At 45.9% G+C, this 20,002-nt stretch carries 13 protein-coding genes; 8 read left to right on the top strand and 5 right to left on the bottom strand.

The window, feature by feature from the left end; translation table 11 throughout:
* Nucleotides 1-2,298 precede the first annotated feature (2,298 nt).
* The 3 genes from EXU57_RS14595 to EXU57_RS14585 all read left to right on the top strand — a co-directional run bounded on the left by EXU57_RS14595 (nt 2,299) and on the right by EXU57_RS14585 (nt 7,080).
* Nucleotides 2,299-5,454 carry a kelch repeat-containing protein gene (locus EXU57_RS14595; RefSeq protein WP_133268964.1) on the top strand — a complete coding sequence of 1,052 codons (3,156 nt, stop codon included), beginning with the start codon at nt 2,299-2,301 and terminating at the stop codon, nt 5,452-5,454.
* A 473-nt stretch (nt 5,455-5,927) separates the two neighbouring features.
* Nucleotides 5,928-6,344: an SRPBCC family protein gene (locus tag EXU57_RS14590; protein ID WP_133268963.1), complete on the top strand. Its 417-nt coding sequence runs from the start codon at nt 5,928-5,930 to the stop codon at nt 6,342-6,344.
* 157 nt (nt 6,345-6,501) lie between these two features.
* The gene (locus EXU57_RS14585) at nt 6,502-7,080 is read left to right on the top strand and encodes a DUF1572 domain-containing protein (RefSeq protein WP_133268962.1); all 579 of its coding nucleotides are present in this window, start codon (nt 6,502-6,504) and stop codon (nt 7,078-7,080) included.
* A 948-nt stretch (nt 7,081-8,028) separates the two neighbouring features.
* Here EXU57_RS14585 and EXU57_RS14580 read toward each other — a convergent pair.
* Nucleotides 8,029-8,430, bottom strand: coding sequence for a DUF4260 domain-containing protein (locus EXU57_RS14580; protein WP_133268961.1), 402 nt, complete (start codon nt 8,428-8,430; stop codon nt 8,029-8,031).
* A 66-nt stretch (nt 8,431-8,496) separates the two neighbouring features.
* Complete coding sequence (locus tag EXU57_RS14575) at nt 8,497-9,084, bottom strand: Crp/Fnr family transcriptional regulator (protein ID WP_133268960.1); 588 nt, start codon at nt 9,082-9,084, stop codon at nt 8,497-8,499.
* Between the two features lie 491 nt (nt 9,085-9,575).
* Between EXU57_RS14575 and EXU57_RS14570 the strand changes: the two genes are divergently transcribed.
* Nucleotides 9,576-12,362, top strand: coding sequence for an outer membrane beta-barrel protein (locus EXU57_RS14570; protein WP_165958150.1), 2,787 nt, complete (start codon nt 9,576-9,578; stop codon nt 12,360-12,362).
* Between the two features lie 33 nt (nt 12,363-12,395).
* Here the strand turns inward: EXU57_RS14570 and EXU57_RS14565 are convergent, their stop codons facing one another.
* Nucleotides 12,396-13,355: a TIM barrel protein gene (locus EXU57_RS14565; RefSeq protein ID WP_133269067.1), complete on the bottom strand. Its 960-nt coding sequence runs from the start codon at nt 13,353-13,355 to the stop codon at nt 12,396-12,398.
* 405 nt (nt 13,356-13,760) lie between these two features.
* On the opposite strand from EXU57_RS14565, the gene EXU57_RS14560 reads away from it, so the two are divergent.
* Both EXU57_RS14560 and EXU57_RS14555 read left to right on the top strand, forming a co-directional pair.
* A complete protein-coding gene (locus EXU57_RS14560; RefSeq protein WP_165958149.1) occupies nt 13,761-14,504 on the top strand; it encodes a methyltransferase domain-containing protein in 744 nt (247 codons plus the stop codon).
* A gap of 78 nt (nt 14,505-14,582) precedes the next feature.
* On the top strand, nt 14,583-15,149 hold the full coding sequence (locus EXU57_RS14555) for a hypothetical protein (protein WP_133268957.1): 567 nt from the start codon (nt 14,583-14,585) through the stop codon (nt 15,147-15,149).
* 180 nt (nt 15,150-15,329) lie between these two features.
* Here the strand turns inward: EXU57_RS14555 and EXU57_RS14550 are convergent, their stop codons facing one another.
* Both EXU57_RS14550 and EXU57_RS14545 read right to left on the bottom strand, forming a co-directional pair.
* The gene (locus tag EXU57_RS14550) at nt 15,330-15,815 is read right to left on the bottom strand and encodes a hypothetical protein (protein ID WP_133268956.1); all 486 of its coding nucleotides are present in this window, start codon (nt 15,813-15,815) and stop codon (nt 15,330-15,332) included.
* 126 nt (nt 15,816-15,941) lie between these two features.
* Nucleotides 15,942-16,493, bottom strand: a complete 552-nt coding sequence (locus EXU57_RS14545; RefSeq protein ID WP_133268955.1) for a cupin domain-containing protein — start codon at nt 16,491-16,493, stop codon at nt 15,942-15,944.
* Nucleotides 16,494-16,545: 52 nt separating this feature from the next.
* Between EXU57_RS14545 and EXU57_RS14540 the strand changes: the two genes are divergently transcribed.
* Together EXU57_RS14540 and EXU57_RS14535 are read left to right on the top strand one after the other, a co-directional pair.
* Entirely contained in the window at nt 16,546-17,181 is a 636-nt protein-coding gene (locus EXU57_RS14540) for a TetR/AcrR family transcriptional regulator (RefSeq protein WP_133268954.1), read from the top strand.
* Nucleotides 17,182-17,782: 601 nt separating this feature from the next.
* Entirely contained in the window at nt 17,783-19,954 is a 2,172-nt protein-coding gene (locus EXU57_RS14535) for a GH92 family glycosyl hydrolase (RefSeq protein ID WP_133268953.1), read from the top strand.
* Nucleotides 19,955-20,002 lie beyond the last annotated feature (48 nt).

Here is a 20,002-nt window from a genome sequence, read left to right as displayed (position 1 = left end):
CCTCTGCGTGTATTCCTTTGCGTCTCTGCGGTAAAAGGCTGTTCACCGCCGACGGCGTCCCTCTGCGAACTCACTTAAACCATGACCTGTAATTTGCTCTGCTACCTCTGCGTGTATTCCTCTGCGTCTCTGCGGTAAAGGGCTGTTCACCGCCGAAGGCGGTAATGTCTTTTGATTAGAAAACAATCGTGTCGAATGCACAATAGGCTTCTATGGAGCCGGAAAGGGGAATTGCGTTTTGTGCAGAAGTGTTTTCCTCTGCCATCTCCAACGCCGAAGGCGTCCCTCTGCGAACTCACCAAAGCGTTTTGGTGTCTTCCTCTCAGCGTTCTCTGCGTGTATTCCTTTGCGCCCTCTGCGGTAAAGGGCTGTTCACCGCCGAAGGCGGTAATGTCTTTTGATTAGAAAACAATCGTGTCGAATGCACAGGAGGCTCCTATGGAGCCCGAAAGAAATTATTTGTTATCTGTTCTATAAACAGGGCGCTCCTATGGAGCGGAAAGCCAGATGCTAAATTTTAAAACTGTTTACTAATGAATAATGATGCTTTTTATAAACGCCGAAGGCGTCCCTCTTCGAACTCACTTAAACCATGAACTGTTATTCACCTCTGCTACCTCTGCGTGTATTCCTCTGCGTCTCTGCGGTAAAAGGCTGTTCACCGCCCAAGGCGGTAATGTCTTTTGATTAGAAAACAATCGTATCGACTGCACAGGAGGCTCCTATGGAGCCGGAAAGAAATTATTTGTTATCTGTTCTATAAACAGGGCGCTCCTATGGAGCGGAAAGCCAGCTGCTAAATCTTAAAACTGTTTACTGATGAATAATGATACTTTTAAGATGCTTTTAGCATTGAATAAAATTGCAGGGGGGAATTACGTTTTAGGATGTAGAATGTGCAAAAGTGTTTTCCTCTGCCATCTCCAACGCCGAAGGCGCCTCCTCTGCGAACTCACTTAAACCATGACCTGTAATTTGCTCTGCTACCTCTGCGTGTATTCCTCTGCGTCTCTGCGGTAAAAGGCTGTTCACCGCCGAAGGCGGTCATGTCTTTTAATTAGAAAACAATCGTGTCGAATGCACAGGAGGCTCCGATGGAGCCCAAAAAAAATTCTTATGTTATATGTTCTTTAAACAGGACGCTCCTATGGAGCGGAAGACCAAATACTGGAATTTCGAAACTCTTTACTAATGAATAATAATGCTTTTAAGATGCTTTTAGCATTGAATAAAATGGCAGGGGGAATTACGTTTTAGGATGTAGAATGTGCTGAAGTGTTTTCCTCTGCCATCTCCAACGCCGAAGGCGCCTCTCCGCGAGCTCACTTAAATCATGAACTGTTATTCATCTCTGCTACCTCTGCGTGTATTCCTCTGGGTCTCCGCGGTAAAAGGCTGTTCACCGCCGAAGGCGGTAATGTCTTTTGATTAGAAACCAATCGTGTCGAATGCACAGGAGGCTCCGATGGAGCCCAAAAGAAATTCTTTGTTACCTGTTCTATAAACAGGGCGCTCCAATGGAGCTGAAAGCCAGATGCTAAATCTTAAAGCTGTTTACTAATGAATAATGATTTTTTTTAAAACACACTTAGCATCGAATAACATGGCAGGGTGAATTACGTTTTAGGATGTAGAATGTGCTGAAGTTTTTTCCTCTGCGATCTCCAACGCCGAAGGCGCCCCCTCTGCGAACTCACCAAAGCGTTTTGTGTTTTCCTCTCAGCGTTCTCTGCGTGTATTCCTCTGCGTCTCTGCGGTAAAAGGCTGTTCACCGCCGAAGGCGGTCATGTCTTTTAATTAGAAAACAATCGTGTCGAATGCACAGGAGGCTCCTATGGAGCCCGAAAGGTGAATCGCATTTTGTGCAGAAACGTTTTCCTCTGCTATCTCCAACGCCGGAGGCGCCCTTCTGCGTGTATTCCTCAGCGTCTCTGCGGTAAAAGGCTGTTCACTGCCGAAGGCGGTATTAAAATCCCTTAGAGAGTCAAACTACTTTTTTTACACCAGTTACTACTGCAATAACAATAATCGTAGTTCCACTTTTAATTGATTAAATTCGTTAGCGATCGATTTCGCATTTACCAGTCGTGCCGAAGTATGTTTAGTCCTCCATTACTTAAATGATTTCAACGTAAAAGTTTGTACACCTGCATAATGCAGCCGTGAAATGGGGGATATGTATGGATTTCAACTGAACTCGCTGGCACTGGTTATATGTATTAGTCGTTCTCCTTCGCGCACATGTAGAAAGCATTACTGGTCAAAACTCAGTATCTGTAATATATCAATCCGCACTACATGAAAAATTCTACTTGCCGCTTCCTGTTTTTTCTCTCCTTCATTTGTTTTTCTTCCGCTTATTCCCAAACTTTTCAGTGGACCTGGGTAAGCGGTGATAGTATCATTCAGCCAGCCGGTATCTATGGCATGAAAGGAGTTCCTTCAATGACCAATAAACCCGGGGCAAGAAATGGCGCAGTTAGCTGGAGGGATCAAAAAGGTAACCTTTGGCTCTTCGGCGGATTGGGACGAACAACTCCTACTGCCGGCGCAGGTGCCGATCTGAATGATCTTTGGAGATACAATCCCCAAACTTACGAGTGGACATGGCTACATGGAGATTCGCTCATCAGGCGGCCGGGGGTTTATGGAACCAAAGGGGTCGAGGCCGCTGCAAATAAACCAGGCGGGCGAAAGGCAGCCGTAACCTGGACCGACAACAGCGGTAACCTGTGGTTATTTGGTGGGCAAGGTTATACTGCACCAAATGTTACCGGCTCGCTGAACGATCTTTGGAAATACAATATTTCAACCAACAGGTGGACATGGATTAGTGGCGACAGCGTGATTTTTCAATTCGGTAAATACGGAACCAGGGGTGTTCCATCTACCGCTAATTTCCCGGGATCAAGGTCAGATGCCATTAGCTGGACAGATGCAACCGGCATGTTCTGGCTCTTCGGTGGTTGGGGAATGTCGACACCAAGCGGTGGTCAAACCATTGGTGGTCCTGAGGTGGGTGCCCTCAACGATTTGTGGAAGTATAATCCGGCTACCAACCAATGGACATGGGTAAGCGGCGACAGCCTGCGTTTCCAGGTGGGTATATATGGCACAAAGGGTGTTCCGGCTGCTGCAAACAGGCCGGGCGGAAGGCAATCCCTTGTAAGCTGGACAGATGCTGGTGGTAACTTATGGTTGTTTGGGGGACAGGGTTATAGTTATCACTTCTCGCGCTATGGCAGCCTGAACGATTTATGGAGATACAACATTGCCAGCAACCGCTGGACATGGGAAAGTGGCGACAGCCTTCCCTACCTGTCGCCTGTTTACGGGAGTTTGGGTGTACCCTCAAATGCAAATAATCCGGGCGGCAGGTATGAGTCGGCCGGCTGGCGGGATGGAAGCGGAAATGTGCTTTGGTTGTTTGGCGGCGGAACTACCAGGGGTAATCGAAACGATCTCTGGAAATTTGATCTTTCTTCAAAACAATGGACCTGGGTAAGTGGCGATAGTATAGCCGGAAGACCCGGAATCTATGGAGCAAGAGGGGTACACACCGCTGCAAACCGGCCGGGAGCAAGACAAGGGGCAGCAGTAAGCTGGACCGACGCGGATGGAAATCTGCTGTTATTTGGTGGTTTTGGTTATACGACAAACCTTATCAACAACAGCTACCTGAACGACCTTTGGAAGTTTACTTTGTCCTTCCCATCTCCACCAAGAAATGCCTATGCAAGTGAAGGTAGCATAACTTCTGATGCAGGAGGATTGTTTGATGTCATTGAAGCGATCGGGTTCCAGGAGGATGATAAGCTGGTTGTTGCAGGAACAGGTGCAGGAGTAAACTTTTCGGTGGCGCGTTACAATACTGATGGCACTACTGACAGTACGTTTAACGGTGGACACGTATCTACTGTTATCAACGGAATGGAGAGCAGGGCCTTTGATGCAGTAGTATCTGCAGGCAAAATCATTGCCGGTGGAACAGTGTTCAACTCCAATGGAATGAACCCCGATTTCGCCCTGGTGCGTTATAATCGGGATGGCAGCCCGGACAATACATTCGGAAACAATGGGATCGTTACCACTGATTTTGGGGGCGGCGATGACCAGGTAAAGTCTGTTGCAGTTCAAACCGACGGTAAAATAGTTGTAGCCGGGTGGGCTTCTAATGGCGACAAATACGACTTTGCTGTTGCCCGTTATCTGCCAAACGGAAGTCTCGATCCATCGTTTGACGGCGATGGTAAAGTCATTTTGGCTTTTGATGGAAATATGAGTAGCAAAGCCGCCGACCTTGCCATTCAGCAGGACGGAAAGATCGTCGTTGCGGGTAAAGTGTTTAACGATACGGGCAGCGACTTTGCAATAATGAGGTTTAATCTCAATGGTAGTATAGATAATAGCTTTAATGGCAATGGCAAAGTAATTACGGATATCAACGGACGCTATGATGAGATTAAGTCTGTTGCTATCCAACACGATGGAATGATCGTAGCAGCCGGCAATGAAACCGAACCCGGTGCGGCAACTCCCGTTGGTAATGTAGTGCTAACCCGGTATACAACATCCGGTCAACTCGACAGAGGCTTTGACGGAGATGGAAAAGCCATCACTGATCTTGAAGGAGAAGAGGATAAGGCAACAGGAATAGCGCTGCTGGGCGACAACAAAATTATCGTATCAGCAATCGCAGAAAATAATGATTTCAATATCATTCGTTATCATTCAAACGGTAGCATCGACAATACATTTGGTACCGCTGGAATAGCCAAAAGAGATTTTGACAATCGACCTGATTTTGCCCAGACCGTGCAGCTCCACAACAACAAGGTTTATGTTGCGGGAAGAACCCTTAGTACTACCGGGGACTATTTCGCCATTGCAGTTTTGGAAAATAATTCTGTTTTACCCATAAGGCTAATAAGCTTCACCGGTAGCAGGAACAACAATAATCATGTTGTATTAAATTGGAACGCAGTTGTCGATGGCTTAAAAGGGTTTACGATCGAGCGCAGTCAGGATGGAAGAAATTTTGCCGCTATTGGAAAACTAAGTGTTAGCAGCAATGCTAACCTGGCATCAAAATACACCTTTACCGATCCGCAGCCGCTCCAGAATGTAACAAACTACCGGTTGAAATTGATGGATACGGAAGGTGGATTTACGTATTCTAATATCCTTACTTTAAAACCGGGACAGGCGGGCAAGCCATTTGAGACTTTCCCGAACCCGGTAAAAGACTATTTACAGGTTCAGTTGCAACTGCGAGGGATGTTGAATATTTTTATATCAGACGCATCGGGTCGAACCATCAGGAAACTCAGTGTCGAATCAAATGGGGACCTGATGACTATCCCAGTTGATGTTTCAGGATTTATAAAAGGCACATACATCATTAAAGTTCAGGGTGAAGGGGTAAGCTATTCAAGCAAATTTGTAAAAAGCTGATCACGGGTTAAAACACGTTCAAAGGGTTGTTTTTCTGCAACCCGTTAGTTACCCTGTTTGCACAATCGATTTGCCCTTCAGGTTATATGGTAAAGGCCCCGTCGGGCTGAACCCGTATGAAAGGCTGCCCATTGTTCTTTAGAATGCCAGAAGTCGGAGATAAGCTAATTGTCTAGACGACGTAGTTTCGTTATTGATCAACCAATGTGATTATATAAGAAGTTAATGGACCCAGCGATTGTAAATCGTTGTGCCGTTCCCCGCGATTTATTGGCAGTCGCACTCCCGTCCGAATGGCTTCAGCCGAGGGGCTTGTACTGCATATTATTACGGGGCCAATCAATCGAGCAAATTCAACAGAAAAAGTCCGCAATCCCGGCAAATCAATTTGAGTTTAGGTTTAAATTTACCGGCTCGAATTTGATTAGTACGCCCCGACTTGCAAGGTTTATTACAACTTAATTCTATAAGAAATGGAACAAACAAAAGTTACGATTACGGCAAACATTCAATCAACGATTAACAAAGTTTGGGAATACTACACCAAACCTGAACACATTACCCAATGGAACTTTGCAACCGACGAATGGCATTGTCCCTCGGCTTCAAACGATATGCGCGTTGGCGGCAAGTACGCTGCACGGATGGAAGCAAAAGATGGAAGCTTTGGCTTCGACTTTGAAGCTACCTACGACGAGGTGATTGACCAAAAAAGATTGAGCTATACATTGGGAGATGGCAGAGCTGTTGTCACTGACTTCGAGGACGAGGGAGAAAGCACCAGGGTAACCACAAGCTTCGATGCCGAAAACCAAAACGATGTAGAAATGCAAAGGGCCGGTTGGCAGGCAATCCTCGATAACTTCAAAAAGTATGTTGAGCGTTCCTAAGGAGTGGCTCATGCCGTTTAGGTAAACGCCTTGCTGGTGGACGTTGTTGCGAAAACACTATGGAATGATCAGTGCCCATATTTAGCCTTGGCGCTATATACATCTTGCAGCCTTAGATTCGCGTATACGTTTTCACTTACCCTCAAAACCTGTTGGTATGACAAACGACTATTTAGAAAGCACAAAAAAGCAGTTTGCGTATTACAAATCACTTGGTGAAAAAACGTTTTCCCAGCTTCCGGACGACAAGTTATTTTGGCAATACAACAATGAAAGCAATAGTATCGCCATGATTGTAAAACACCTCTGGGGTAATATGCTTTCCCGTTGGACCGACTTCCTGGAGAGTGATGGCGAGAAAGCCTGGCGAAACCGTGATGCAGAGTTTGAGAACGATATTTCCGGTCGGGAGGAACTGCTTTCGAAGTGGGAGGAAGGATGGGCCTGCTTGTTAAATGCATTAAACGCTTTAACACCGGCTGACCTGGAACGGATCATCTACATCAGGAACCAGGGACATACCGTTACCGAAGCAATCAACCGGCAACTTGCACACTATCCCTATCACGTCGGGCAAATCGTATTCATAGGTAAATTGGCTTGCGATCAGGCCTGGGCCTCGCTCTCCATTCCGAAAGGCAGCTCTCAAACCTACAATGCAGATAAGTTTGCGCAACCGAAAGAGAGAAAACATTTTACCGAGGAATTTATTGGTGGGCAGAAACCGCAGGTATAAATAGTATCGTCATGTTTTGGCCGGTCGTCATTGCGAGTGGTTAAACTGGGACAGCCAAAATAGTGGAATGACATGATGCTAGCAACTTGATAATCAAACAGAAAGCGAGCATGTCATTATAAGCGCAGCGAAGCAATCCCCTGTTGTAGCATCGGGAGCGCAACCGTCATTGCGAGTGTAATGAAGCAATCCCTTGTTGTAGCATCGCGAGTGCACCCGTCATTGCGAGTGTAACGAAGCAATCCGTTGTTGTAGCATTGAGAGTGCACCTGTCCGTCATTGAAAATGTAACGAAGCAATCCCATGTTCTACCATCGGGAGCGCACCCGTCATTGCGAATGTAACGAAGCAATCCCTTGTTGTAGCATTGAGAGCGCACCCGTCATTGCGAGTATAACGAAGCAATCCCATGTTGTAGCATCGCACACTTACTCCGTGGCAATACCCACGCGCGAGCCCGGCCTCGCGTCATTGCGAGTGTAACGAAGCAATCCCCTGTTGTAGCATCGTTCACGTCCGTCATTGCGAATGTAATGAAGCAATCCCTTGTTGTAGCATCGAGAGCGCACCCGTCATTGCGAGTGTAACGAAGCAATCCCTTGGTGTGGCATCGGGGAGCGCACCCGCACGTCATTGCGAGTGCAACGAAGCAATCCATGTTCACGCCCGTCGTTGCGAGTGTAACGAAGCAATCCCTTGTTGTAGCATCGCGAACGTAAATAATTGAGATTGCTTCCTTCGTCGTAATGACGAAAGCAATCCATGTTCACGCCCGTCGTTGCGAGTGTAACGAAGCAATCCCATGTTGTAGCATCGCGGACTTAAATAATTGAGATTGCTTCCTTCGTCGCAATGACGGAAATGAGATTGCTTCCTTCGTCGCAATGACGAAAGAGGGATTGCCTCCTTCGTTGCAATGACGAAAGAAGCCTGCTTCCCAGCTGGCCATCAGGGATGCACGAAAGCAGCTTCCTGCCGTTTGTCAGCATCATGTTCTTTGCCAATTATTCCAAGGTGGGTGTACTTAAATCCTTCCGACAATTTTAGCCCATAACCCATCATGCGATCAAAAGCAGAATGTCCATATAACAGTACCCCAACAAACACCAATGTGGGTTCCGTTAAGAACCAGCCAGCGAGTAACAACAGTATTGCAGTTCCTTTGTGATGGAAGAGATTATAACATACCGCCCCGACCCTGCTGTTCCATAAATAGCCCAGCATACTTATATCCGGGAGTAGAAATAAAACCGGCCATATATACCATTCGAACCGGAACGGTAACAAGTATAAACCCAGGATTGCAGCGCAAAATTGTGCGATTTCCTCAACTTTGATCAACGTTTTCATAACAATTAATTTGTAACCCAAAGTTGTTTCAGCAATCCGCGAAAAACGATAACAAAAGATAAGAAATCATTTTATCGTCCGGTTGCGAATACGGCTTAAACTAACCGGTGTTATGCCCAGGTAGCTTGCAATCAGATGCTGCGGGATCCGCTCTATGATTTTCTGCTTATTACCTTCCAGTAACTGCCGGTATCTTTCTTCGGGAGTCTGCATTAGCAGTGCAACCATCCGCTCTTCCAGTCCGATCGCAAGGTACTCGGCTAGCAATCGGCCAAATCTTTCCCAGGTATGACTAATCGCATAAAGCTCCACCAGGGTTTGGTATGGGAATACCAGCATGGTGCAATCGGTTAACGCTTCAATCGAAAGCTGTGAAGGTTGTTGTGTGATGCAGCTGATGTAAGCGGCCACAAAGTGATTTTCAAAATAGAAATACGTTGTTTTTTCCTCTCCGTCCTTAGTGTAGTAGTGCCGCATATTTCCTTCCAACAAGAAGCCGACTTCTGTTGCTTTTTTTCCTTCTGTTGCAAACAAGCCGTTTTTCTTTATTGTTCGAATGGATAAAGCTTTTTCCAACAGCAACCAATCTTCCGAAGAGAGTGTTACAAAACGTTCTATCGCTGCTCGTAACTTCTTATATTCTGGAATATCCATAGATATTTAATCCTTTGACCTTTTGTTAGAAAATTCATCTTAGTTGATCCTCGCCTGCGATCCAAATCGCCATACAATGGCTTCCGTTTTTGTACGAGCTTCTCTTACAGCAACCTGCCTGATTCTTCCAGGCTATGAATATTCGTATTACATGTAGTTGAATTAAGCCCCTGGCCGGCCTAATTTGCCCGGTAATGGTAAACCGTAAAACCCCGCCCGGCTGTAGCCGTTCGGAAGGGAGTGCGACCCGCCAATAAATGAGGGCACGCGCAATGAACTACACTGGAAAACCCAGGGATTGGTCCAAAAGATTGCTTAACTAAACGACATTGAATTGTAATATACTGTTGATGCCGGTAATCAACTTGCATTTTGCTTTATTGAACATAATTCACCGACGTTTTACCGCTCATCCCCAAATCGGGGGTTTTTTAAGAAAATTATTATATTTAAAAACACGCATTCCTTGTAAGCCACCACAAAAATTCCACATGAATTTTCCTAAGGTACTATTGGTACTACTTACCATAACTATTTCAACGATTGTTCATGCCCAGTCTAATTCTGGTACCATAAAAGGAAGGCTGCAGGACTCGGCAAGTAAGAAGGGTTTATCGCTCGCAACAGTAACGGTCTTCCGTGCAAAAGACACCTCCATACTTACATACAGGCTGAGTGATCAAAATGGTGAATTCAAGGTTCCGGCCTTACCCCTGAACCTGCTATGCCGGGTCATGATTTCTTTTTCGGGCTACAAAGTTTATCGAAAAGAGTTTGAGTTAACGAAAGACAATGCCCAGCTTGATTTTGGCACGATCACCCTGGCTGATGATCCAAGGTTGTTGGATGAAGTTTTCGTTACCGCCGAACGACCACCGGTAAGTATCAGGAAAGACACCATTGAATTTAATGCAAGTGCATTTAAAACACTTCCAAGCGCCCTGGTAGAAGACCTGTTGAAGAAGCTTCCGGGTATCGATATCGATCCGGAGGGCAACATCATGGTAAAAGGTAAACAGGTAAACAGGTTGCTCGTGGATGGGAAAGAGTTTTTCGGCGGAGATGCAAAAATTGCCACCAAGAATCTACCTGCCAACATTGTCGATAAGGTACAGGTGATGGATGATAAGGAACAGATAGAACGTAACCCCGATATCGCGCCTGCCGACATTGGACAGATCATAAACATCAAACTGAAGCGTGCCATAAAACAAGGTTGGTTTGGAAAAGCCTATGCGGGTGGAGGCACCGATAGTCGTTACGAAACCGGCGCAATCGTAAACGCTTTCCGGGATACTACTCAGGTAAGTTTTCTGGCCTACAGCAATAATGTGAATAAGGCCGGTTTTGGCATCAACGACCTGCAAAAAATTGGCGGCTTCGACAGGAGCGGGATCAGTTCCATGTCGGTAAGCAGCCAGGGAGGGTTCGCCATTAATGGCACCTCGTTCGGTGGGGGTGGCCAGGGTATTCAAAGGTCAACAGGTGGAGGTATAAACATAAACCACCAGTTTAGAAAAACACTAACGCTTAACCTCCAATATTTTTATGGTGACGTCAACAGCGATTTCGAGTCGCTCACCAATCGCCAACGTTTTCTACAGGATACCACCCAGGTGGTAAGGAGCAGCGGGGTAAACAACAGCTTCAGTGCAAATCACCGTGTCGGCGGAACCTTAATCTGGAAAATCGACTCTTTAACAACCCTGACTTTCCGCCCCGGATTGACGCTGACCAAAAATAGACTGCAACGAAATTCTTTTACCGATATCTCGGATAACTTCAAAGGCAACCTTAACTCCGAGGAAAATACGCAAAACAGTAAAGAAACCTCCGGCAATTATTCCCATTCGTTGTATTTGAACAAGGCCTTCAAAAAGCGCGGAAGGATGTTGATGATCAATAACAACCTTTCCGTAAATGATAACCTGAACGATCAGTATTTCGACCTGGTAAATGTCTTCTACCTGGACGGTACAACTATCCGGTCGAGCCAGCTCCGGCAACGGCAAACCCCAAATACTAACGGGTATCTAAATGCCGCGTTTACAGAGCCGATTACGAAGGCTATCAGTCTCCGGTTTGGTCATACGGTTAACTACACGAAAGAAAGCAATGCACTGAGTCCTTTCAATCGAAATGGAGCCGGCAAATACATAGATCTAATTGATAGTTTGAACAGCAAAATTGCACGGACCCTAATCCAGAATACAACCAACGCGGGCCTCACCTGGCGAAAGAAAGACCTGATGCTCACCGGCTCGATGAACATGCTCTTCCTCGACTACGACAACAGTTATCTAAAAACAACACCGGTTAACCGGAGTTTCAATTATTTATATCCTTCACTTACGATCAGCTTTAAGGGAATGCAGTTGAGTTACGCGGCCAATATACGTGCTCCTTCAGCTTATGATCTCCAGCCGGTGATCGACAATACAAACCGGCAATTTCTGTTCCGTGGTAATCCGGCACTAAAGCCCCAGTATGCACGCAACCTTTCTTTTAATTACTTTAAATTCAAACCCGATGGAAGTTCCTATTCCTTTTACATAACCGGGAACAGGTCGGATAATGCCGTCATAAGGGAGAACACCATTGATAAGTCGGGCATACAGATCTCACAGCCGGTAAACGTTAGCGGGCTCAATAGTCTTAACGGCTCCATAAATTATACAAAGCAATACAAGTTCAATACAAACTTCCGCTTGTCGCTAAGACCCGGCATTTATGGTAACTACAACGAAGGAGTAGTGTCGTTTAATGGCAACAGGAGTGGCTCCGAAACGGTGAACTATAGCAGCTCGTTAATGCTGGGTCTGAACTGGAAAGATATCATCGAGTTGAACCAGCGCTACGGGCTCAATATGAGTAAAACCAGTTATGATAATAAAAATTACTACAAAAATATCGAAGTGATTACGCATTCCGCGGAGTCCGAAATCATTATCAGGTGGCCCAAACATATTGTCTGGGAAACCCTCATCAATTACAGTTATAACCCGCAGGTAAGTCCGGGTATCAGAAAAAGTTTCGTGCGCTGGAACGGAGGGGTAAACTATTTATTCCTTAAAGAAGACAAGGGACAGTTGAAGATTTCGTTTTTTGACCTGCTGAACCAGAACATCAGTGTTTACCGGTATACCACCGAAAACTCTATTTTAGATTCGCAGACAAGTACCCTTCGCAGGTACTTTCTGCTAAGCTTTATTTATAACCTGCGAACATTTTCTCCGGGCAAGGTTGGTGGAAGAGACAGGTCCTTCTTTTTGTTTTAACGGCTGCTGCTTTAGTGTCCGTCTGCTTGTTGACTACACATTGCTTAACATCTTTTTCAACGTGTTTAAGTCTCTTTCCATGGCACTGAAAACGTCTTCTTTCGCTATGCTCAGTTGCTTTTTTCCGGTCTCCGCTCCACCAAGCGGATATTCAAAATGGATCGACATCGGCCCGCTGAGCTGGTAACGTTTGGCCAGGTCAAAGAATTGTTCGAAGTCAACCATGCCTTCTCCGAGCGGAACAAGTTTATGCTGCCAGCGATCCTTCTTCTCCCAATGAAAGTCTTTGAGGTCAAAGCAACGAGCATGGTTTTTAACCAGGTCTAATCCGTTTACCCACGAATAACCGCCTTCGCCCGTCGCATGTTTAATATCATATTGAACACCCAGCCATCTTGGGTCAATATCCTTCAGGACCTCCCATAAATCCCAGACCGATGATCCTAACTTATTGCCCGAGTGATTTTGGTAAGCACCATGAATTCCGTATCGCTGATTTAAGACGGCCAGGTCGGTAAGGGTTTTTCTATGGCGCGGCAGGCTTGCTGCTACTCCATCGTTCCGGTCAAAGTCGAGATAACCCGTCCGGTAAAACCGGATGCCCAAGGCACCCGCCGTTTTCAAAATTGAGGTGGTGAGCGGGTCCGCAGCATCAAAGATATCTGTAGCAATCATCGGCACCTCCAATCCCGCTTTACGTATCGTGGCAACCGCCCCAGGCAGTTCTTTTGCTGCAAGCCCGGGTTCTATATGACCGCCCTTGCGAACCGTTAAGTCTATGCCGTCGTAACCCATCTCCGCCACCGCAGTCGCCATATCCGCAATGTTTAGCCAGTGTAGGTGCTTAGAGAAAACACAGATGGGGCTGGCAGGCATCGAAGGCGCTGCTCCTTGCTCCGCGAAAGCCGGGTTGGTTAGCAACGAACCGGCCGCAAGAACGGCGCTCGTCTTAATAAAATCACGGCGGCTTGTGCTAAAGTGGTTGTTGTGCATACATTTCTTATTGGGGTTAGCTTACTTACATCAGGTGAGTATCCCTGTTGTGGCAAAGAAACGGGGCCTTACAAAAGAACACATTATCGCGATAACCTATTGCCCTAATGTAGGTGATGGGGATTTGGGATGCCATTACAATGTTCATGGTTAAAACGGAGGAGACGAAACCTTTGATCCTGAAGCAAACCCTTGTATTTTTCCAGGCATGCCAGGACAATGTGCGATGTTCCAATAGTATTGCGTAGCAACTTCAATTATAGCGGATGTCTTATCTTCAGCCTTATATTTAACCCCTAAAGTAAAAAGGTAAGTCTTAGCGAATTGATGACCTGTTTTACTTGCCTGGTTTACCCGGCCGGTTACTTTAGTTATGGCACTGATAAAACAAATGGACAACCGAAAATGAAAACTAATAAGCCCATTCACCATTACGGCGCCGAATTCAATACGAGTGCAGCTGATATCATTGTTCCTTATATTACCGGGATCTTTCACCCCACCAGCGTTGTTGATATCGGCTGCGGGATAGGAACATGGCTGAAAGTTTTTGAAAACAACGGCATTACCGATATGCTTGGGATCGATGGGCACCACGTATCCGATAGCGGGCAACTACTCATTCCAGCCGATAAGTTTGTGGCGACCGATCTGAATACGATTGACCACAAACGTTTTGACCGAAAATTTGACTTGGCAATTTGTTTGGAGGTGGCTGAACATCTGCAAGAGGCATATGCAGATAATCTCGTAAATACGTTGTGCAGCTTTAGTGATGTAATGTTGTTTTCGGCTGCCATCCCTGGCCAGACCGGGGAAAATCATGTCAATGAACAATACCCTACCTATTGGGCCAAAAAGTTCCTGCAGCACAATTATGTATTTGTTGATTTGATCCGGCCAAAGTTTTGGAACTCGCCCGAGGTTGAATGGTGGTACAGGCAAAACGCCTTTGTTGTGGTAAAGCGCAGCGTAGCTGAAACTTTTCATTTCACCCCATGGGACGAGAAGGTTTATGTGATAAAAGAAATGCTGGAGATGTATACCAGCGGATCGGTAAAGTACATCAACTCCGTACCGTCAAAAACACTATTCAACTTGTTGGTTGACCGGCTGGGAAGTAAGATCAGGCGGCACGTTAAATCATGAAGAATATCCTGACCTTTTGTACGGGTTTATGACCATGGCGCATCCAACATTTGCCTAAAGCAATTAAAACAATTCACTTTGAAACCAATATTGATTATTACGTTTTTGTTTTGCTATTTCCTCAATTGTTCTGCCCAACAAGCTTCAGGAGACAGCGCGCTAAGGTCGTTAGCAAAGCTCGACATTGGCTTTCAGGGTGTTGGTTTGGCATACGAGGCCCGGATGGGTAAAAGGACAACACTTGAGCTCGCAGCGGGTGCAGGCGGTGGTTACGACGTTTCTGAAGATGGTGTTGGGTATGAATGGAACATTCTTCAACCGGCATTTTATGCCATGGTAACACCAAAGTTGTATTATAACCGGATGAAGCGCATACAGAAAGGCAAGAGGGTTGAAAACAATACCGGCAATTACCTCGGACTCAGGTTAAAGTTTGCATCGGGAAGTATCGCATCAAACGATTACCTGCGCAGTGCGGCACTCTTCAATGTGCATTGGGGCATGCAACGCTACGTGGGTCGCCGCTGGATCCTAAATGCGCACTTTGGGGCCGGCTATGCCCAGGACATCAACAGCATCTTTGGAACAATATACCCCGCTATTGATTTCAAGTTTTCTTATGTGTTCACAAGACCGCGTTCCTAAAGCAACCAGGTAAGTTGAGCTGTTGCAATTATAACAAAACATAGTCCAGAAGCTGGCCGCTTCTGCACTATGTTTTGGTGATGATGGTTGTGCCTTAACCAACAGATTTTTGCTCAATCACAACCCCACGGCAGCAATGATTAGCAAATCCTAAAGGTGAAGAAGTAATGGGCTAAGCGCTCAATGAGCTGGTGTAACAACGGGCTTGTTTGCTTTGGTTAGTCCGGTAAACAAGCCGAGTGCCATAACGATGAGTATTACCAGGTGCACGATGCTTAGTGTTTCCCAGGTTGCAGCCCGTCGTGTTAATTCAGCGTTAGTGATTTGCGCATACGAAGCAGTGGTAATGCTGATCAGCTCAGGTACAAAAAAGACCGCTGTTATAATAAGGATAACAATATAACTGCTTAAGACAAGTAGTAGGGTTCTTCTACGTTCAGATCTCCAGTGAAAAACCAAATTAAGCGCAAATAGAAGGAGATTCACGGGATGGATGATCTTCCAGAACAATGCCGGATTTAACCCATACTTACCCTGGAACATACTTAAAGAAGCAGGTGGGCCGGCTGTCCATCTTGGTACAACGTTTAGGTGTTCGTATACGGCACCACCAATAATGATGGTGAAGGCAAGGCAACAAATGGCGTAAAGCATATCTTTTTTCATGATGATGAGTTTTGTGGTGAATGATTGTATTTAATCGTGGGTTGCACGTGCCAGGCTTATGCAAATTGCTGGTGCGGCATTATATTGCGGCCCACAGCAAAACGCGCTTATTCGCGGGTTGTGTAATCAATGGATTGGTTCAGGTGCGTTTTCAAAGTGTTTGTATTTACCCAGCATCCTTCCCAACTGGTAGGTAATGGGTACCACAACTTTCTTTACAAATAGCGGCATCTCAACCATGGCGTACTCCGAAGCGTAGCGCGTCATCAGGTAAGCTGCATCAAAGGTTTCCGGACGTCCAGAACCGGATTTATTTTGAGCCGCGTAAATGGAGCTAAGGAAAAATACGGAAGTATTTACGGGTTGCATCCAGCCGCTACAATGAAGTGGTGTTTCCCCGGCTGCCCAAAACCGGTGTGCCACCCCGCGTTTGAATTCTACTGAGTCTCCCGGCCCTGCGTATTTGGGCTCCTCACCAAGTACCTGGTAGCCCATCTTTCCGGATATTACGGTTAAACCTTCGTCTTGTTTCAGGTGGGTATGCATAATGGGGCCACAGCCCGGCTGGCAGAAGGCTTTTACCTCTACACGGTCGCCCTCCGGTGTTTGTACGATCCTTTCGAAAATGATCTTTTCACCAACGCAATTTTCAATGGTGTGCGGAAATATGTAGTTCATGATGTATTTCTTTTTCGTAAAACTATTTTACATTTGGACAATGTCCTAACTCATGACGAATACACGGGGTAAAATACTGGATAAAGCGTTAGAAATGTTCAATGAACGGGGGATTGAATATGTCGGATTGCGAGAACTTGCTGCCGTTTTGGGTATCAGGGTGGGTAACATTACCTACTATTTTGCAACCAAAGATGACCTCGTTTTCGAGTTGTCGCAACAACTCAGTAAGGCCAATGCTGAAATCATCTTTGTCGACGAAAACATCACCATGACCGGTTTCCTCGAAATGCTGAACCGTGTTTATTTAAACCAGGTTAAGTTCAGGTGCCTGTTATTGAGCTTTGTTCATGTAATGGAACAAAACAAACTGGTAGCGGCCGCATACAAAACGACCCAGCGAAACAGGAATGCTACCATTAGTGCCAACATCGGGAAGCTGGCTGCTTCAGGATACCTTGATTTAAAAAATGATGAAGAACAGGACTTTTTGGTTTCCACTCTTGCCCTCGTCAGTAGGTTTTGGATTTCAGAAGCAGCAATTTCCTTTGCACACCTAAGCAGCCAGGAGCAGATTAGGCACTATTTACGACTGGCCGGCAACTTGCTTATCCCTTATGCGACCGCTAAGGCGAAACGGCAAATCCGCGATTTTCTTTCTACAGGTCAGCTTGCATCGATCAGTTAATTAGTTGGCAGAACTGCTTAGCAATGAATTGTTTTTTTGGCACCAGCTTCAGGAACACCGTTGGGCTCCGGTTGTGTCACTCACTTCAGCGTCAACAACACTATCGAGCGAAAATAAAGCAGCCGTGTAGTAAACAACCACCCAAAACTTAGCCGCAGATAAAAATTTCGATAAACACTTATTCGGCAACCAATGTCGTTTAGTTAAGCCGATTATGTAATTTGTTTGCCCAGCTACTTCCAATGGTACAAGAGTGCGACGCAACGATGTCCTATAGAATTCCTGTGGCCGGGTCCATAAAAATTTGCTTAAGTAAACGGCATTGATTAGGCAATATTAATTTTTACCGCATTCTGCAGGTTTAAGTCTCCTAAGTCCTCGCCTCCGGGTTCAGTGGGAAATTTTCAAGTTTGTTGCTACCTGTATATGCAATCAATTGTTTTGTATGGTTCGGATCCTGATGGTATAGAGTAATCCAAAATCCCGGTTTTCGCGGACTTTAAGCCCATAGTAATACTGCACACAGTATCGGCATTCCCATAATTAATCAGGTCTTTGCATGTATATTTAATTGTCCAACGATCTGCTAATCCGCACTGACATGATATCGAAAACAAAAGCTTTCGCACGCCGTATTATTTATTGGTGTCTTTTCTGTGGCTCCATTATAACCGGTACTGGCCAGCCAATGACAACATACACCCGATACGTAAATACTTTTGTGGGCACTACACCACTCACCGACTCTGCAATTCTTGGTTACAACCTGCCAAAAGGTTGGCGATCCTGGGCCGGGCTCACTTTTCCCGGCAGTTCTTTACCAAATGCCATGGTACAGCTGAGTCCGATGACGGAGTATGGTTCAGGCGCGGGCTATGAATACGAGGACTCCGTTATTTTGGGCTTTACCCATACCAACAAGGGTCACTGGAACCTCTGTAATATACCAGTCCTGCCGATGTCAAACCCTGGTACAAAGTTCGGCTCAAGGTTCACACACCAGCAGGAGCGTTCTTCACCGGGCTACTACGGGGTATACCTTCACGACTATAAGGTCGATGTGAGTCTGACGTCTACTTTAAGATGCGGTTATCACAGGTACGTGTTCGACAATAACAAGGGTAGACAAATGCTGTTTGACCTTGGTAAGGCAAACAGCCGGGTATCAACCTGGAAGATTGAACAGGTTAACGACAGCGCCATCCAGGGTTTCCAGGGCGGTGAAAATGTATACTTCTATGCCAGGTTGAATGCAAAGATTAATAAGCTGAGCAAGGTCGATGAGGGGCAGCGAAGCGGTTACGCAATTGTACACCTAACAGATGACAGCAAGGCGCCGGTTGAACTAAAGATAGGTTTGTCGTTTGTCAGTGAAGAAAATGCAAAGCAAAACCTGGAGCAGGAAATCGGTAACAGGTCGTTTGATGAAATACGAAGGGATGCCAATAGGACCTGGGAGAATTTGCTGTCGACCATACAAGTAAAGGGCGGAACCGACAAACAAAGGCGGATGTTCTACTCTTGCTTGTATCGGTCATTTTTATGGCCGGCATTGCGAAGCGATGTAAATGGTGAATACAGGGATGCAAAAAAGAATATTACCCGCAGCGATTTTAATTATTATACTGAACCCTCATTATGGGATACCTATCGCAATAAGGATGTCCTCCTTGGCCTCGTTACGCCACGGGTAACGCTTGACGTAATCAAATCGATGAAGGATGTTGGCGATAAAACAGGCTATATCCCAACATTTTTTCATGGGGATCATGGCGCTTCTTCTATTGCCGGTGCCTACCTGCGGGGTATAGATAACTTCGACATAAAAGGTACCTACCAGGCACTTCTTCGTAATGCGAATGCTAGCGATGGGCCGCGCCCCGCACGTCCTTATGTTGCAGAATACATTAGTAAAGGATATATCTCCGAACCGCATGTTGCTAATCCGCATGTGGAGACCAAAGCCAAAGCCGGGGTTTCAAAAACGCTGGAGTATTCCTACGACGATTATTCGGTTGCAAGGCTCGCACAAAAGCTTGGCGACACTGCCAATTACCGGATTTTTATGGCAAGGTCGAAGCATTATAAAAACATGTTCGACCCCGCCACCAGGTTCATGCGGGGCAGGCTTGAAAATGGCGACTGGATAACACCCTTCGATCCCCAATACCCTTACTATGAATACATGTATCGCGAAGCAAATGCATGGCAGGTTTCCTTTTTCGCTCCCCACGATATGCCGGGCTTAATCGGTTTATATGGCGGTCCAGAGGGGTTTGAATCCAAACTGGACTCGCTGTTTACAGTTCCCTGGAATCCAAACCATATTGCCCGAAACGTTGAAACGATGATCGGTCAATATTGCCACGGCAACCAACCCGATCATGAGGCACCTTTTGCCTATATGTTTATTGGGAAGCCGGAAAAATCACAAAGGATTATTGACTACATCTTAAACAATCTCTATGGAATTAAAGACGGCTTAACGCTTGCCGGGATGGACGATGCAGGGGAGATGTCTGCCTGGTACGTCCTGAGCGCTTTGGGGTTATATACTTTTTCGCCCACCGATCCTGAATACCTTGTAACCGTTCCGTTATTTGATGAGGTAAGATGGAAAACCAGCACCGGCAAGTGGCTCACCATTAAGAAGCCGGGCCGAGGCCGCAAGTTGACTGCCATAAAGGTTGATGGCAAATTGAACGAAGGATATTTTGTGTCGCACGATTTGTTCAAGAACGGTGGACTAATCAATATTGAAACAAAGCAATAAGCCGTTACGAACGGGGAAGGGCCGTTAAAACAGTTTTTCCTCGCTTGT

This window comes from Segetibacter sp. 3557_3 (assembly GCF_004354985.1).
Lineage (GTDB): Bacteria > Bacteroidota > Bacteroidia > Chitinophagales > Chitinophagaceae > Segetibacter.
The sequence above is the reverse complement of the archived record's forward strand: the minus strand, read 5'-3'. Positions and strand labels throughout refer to the sequence as shown.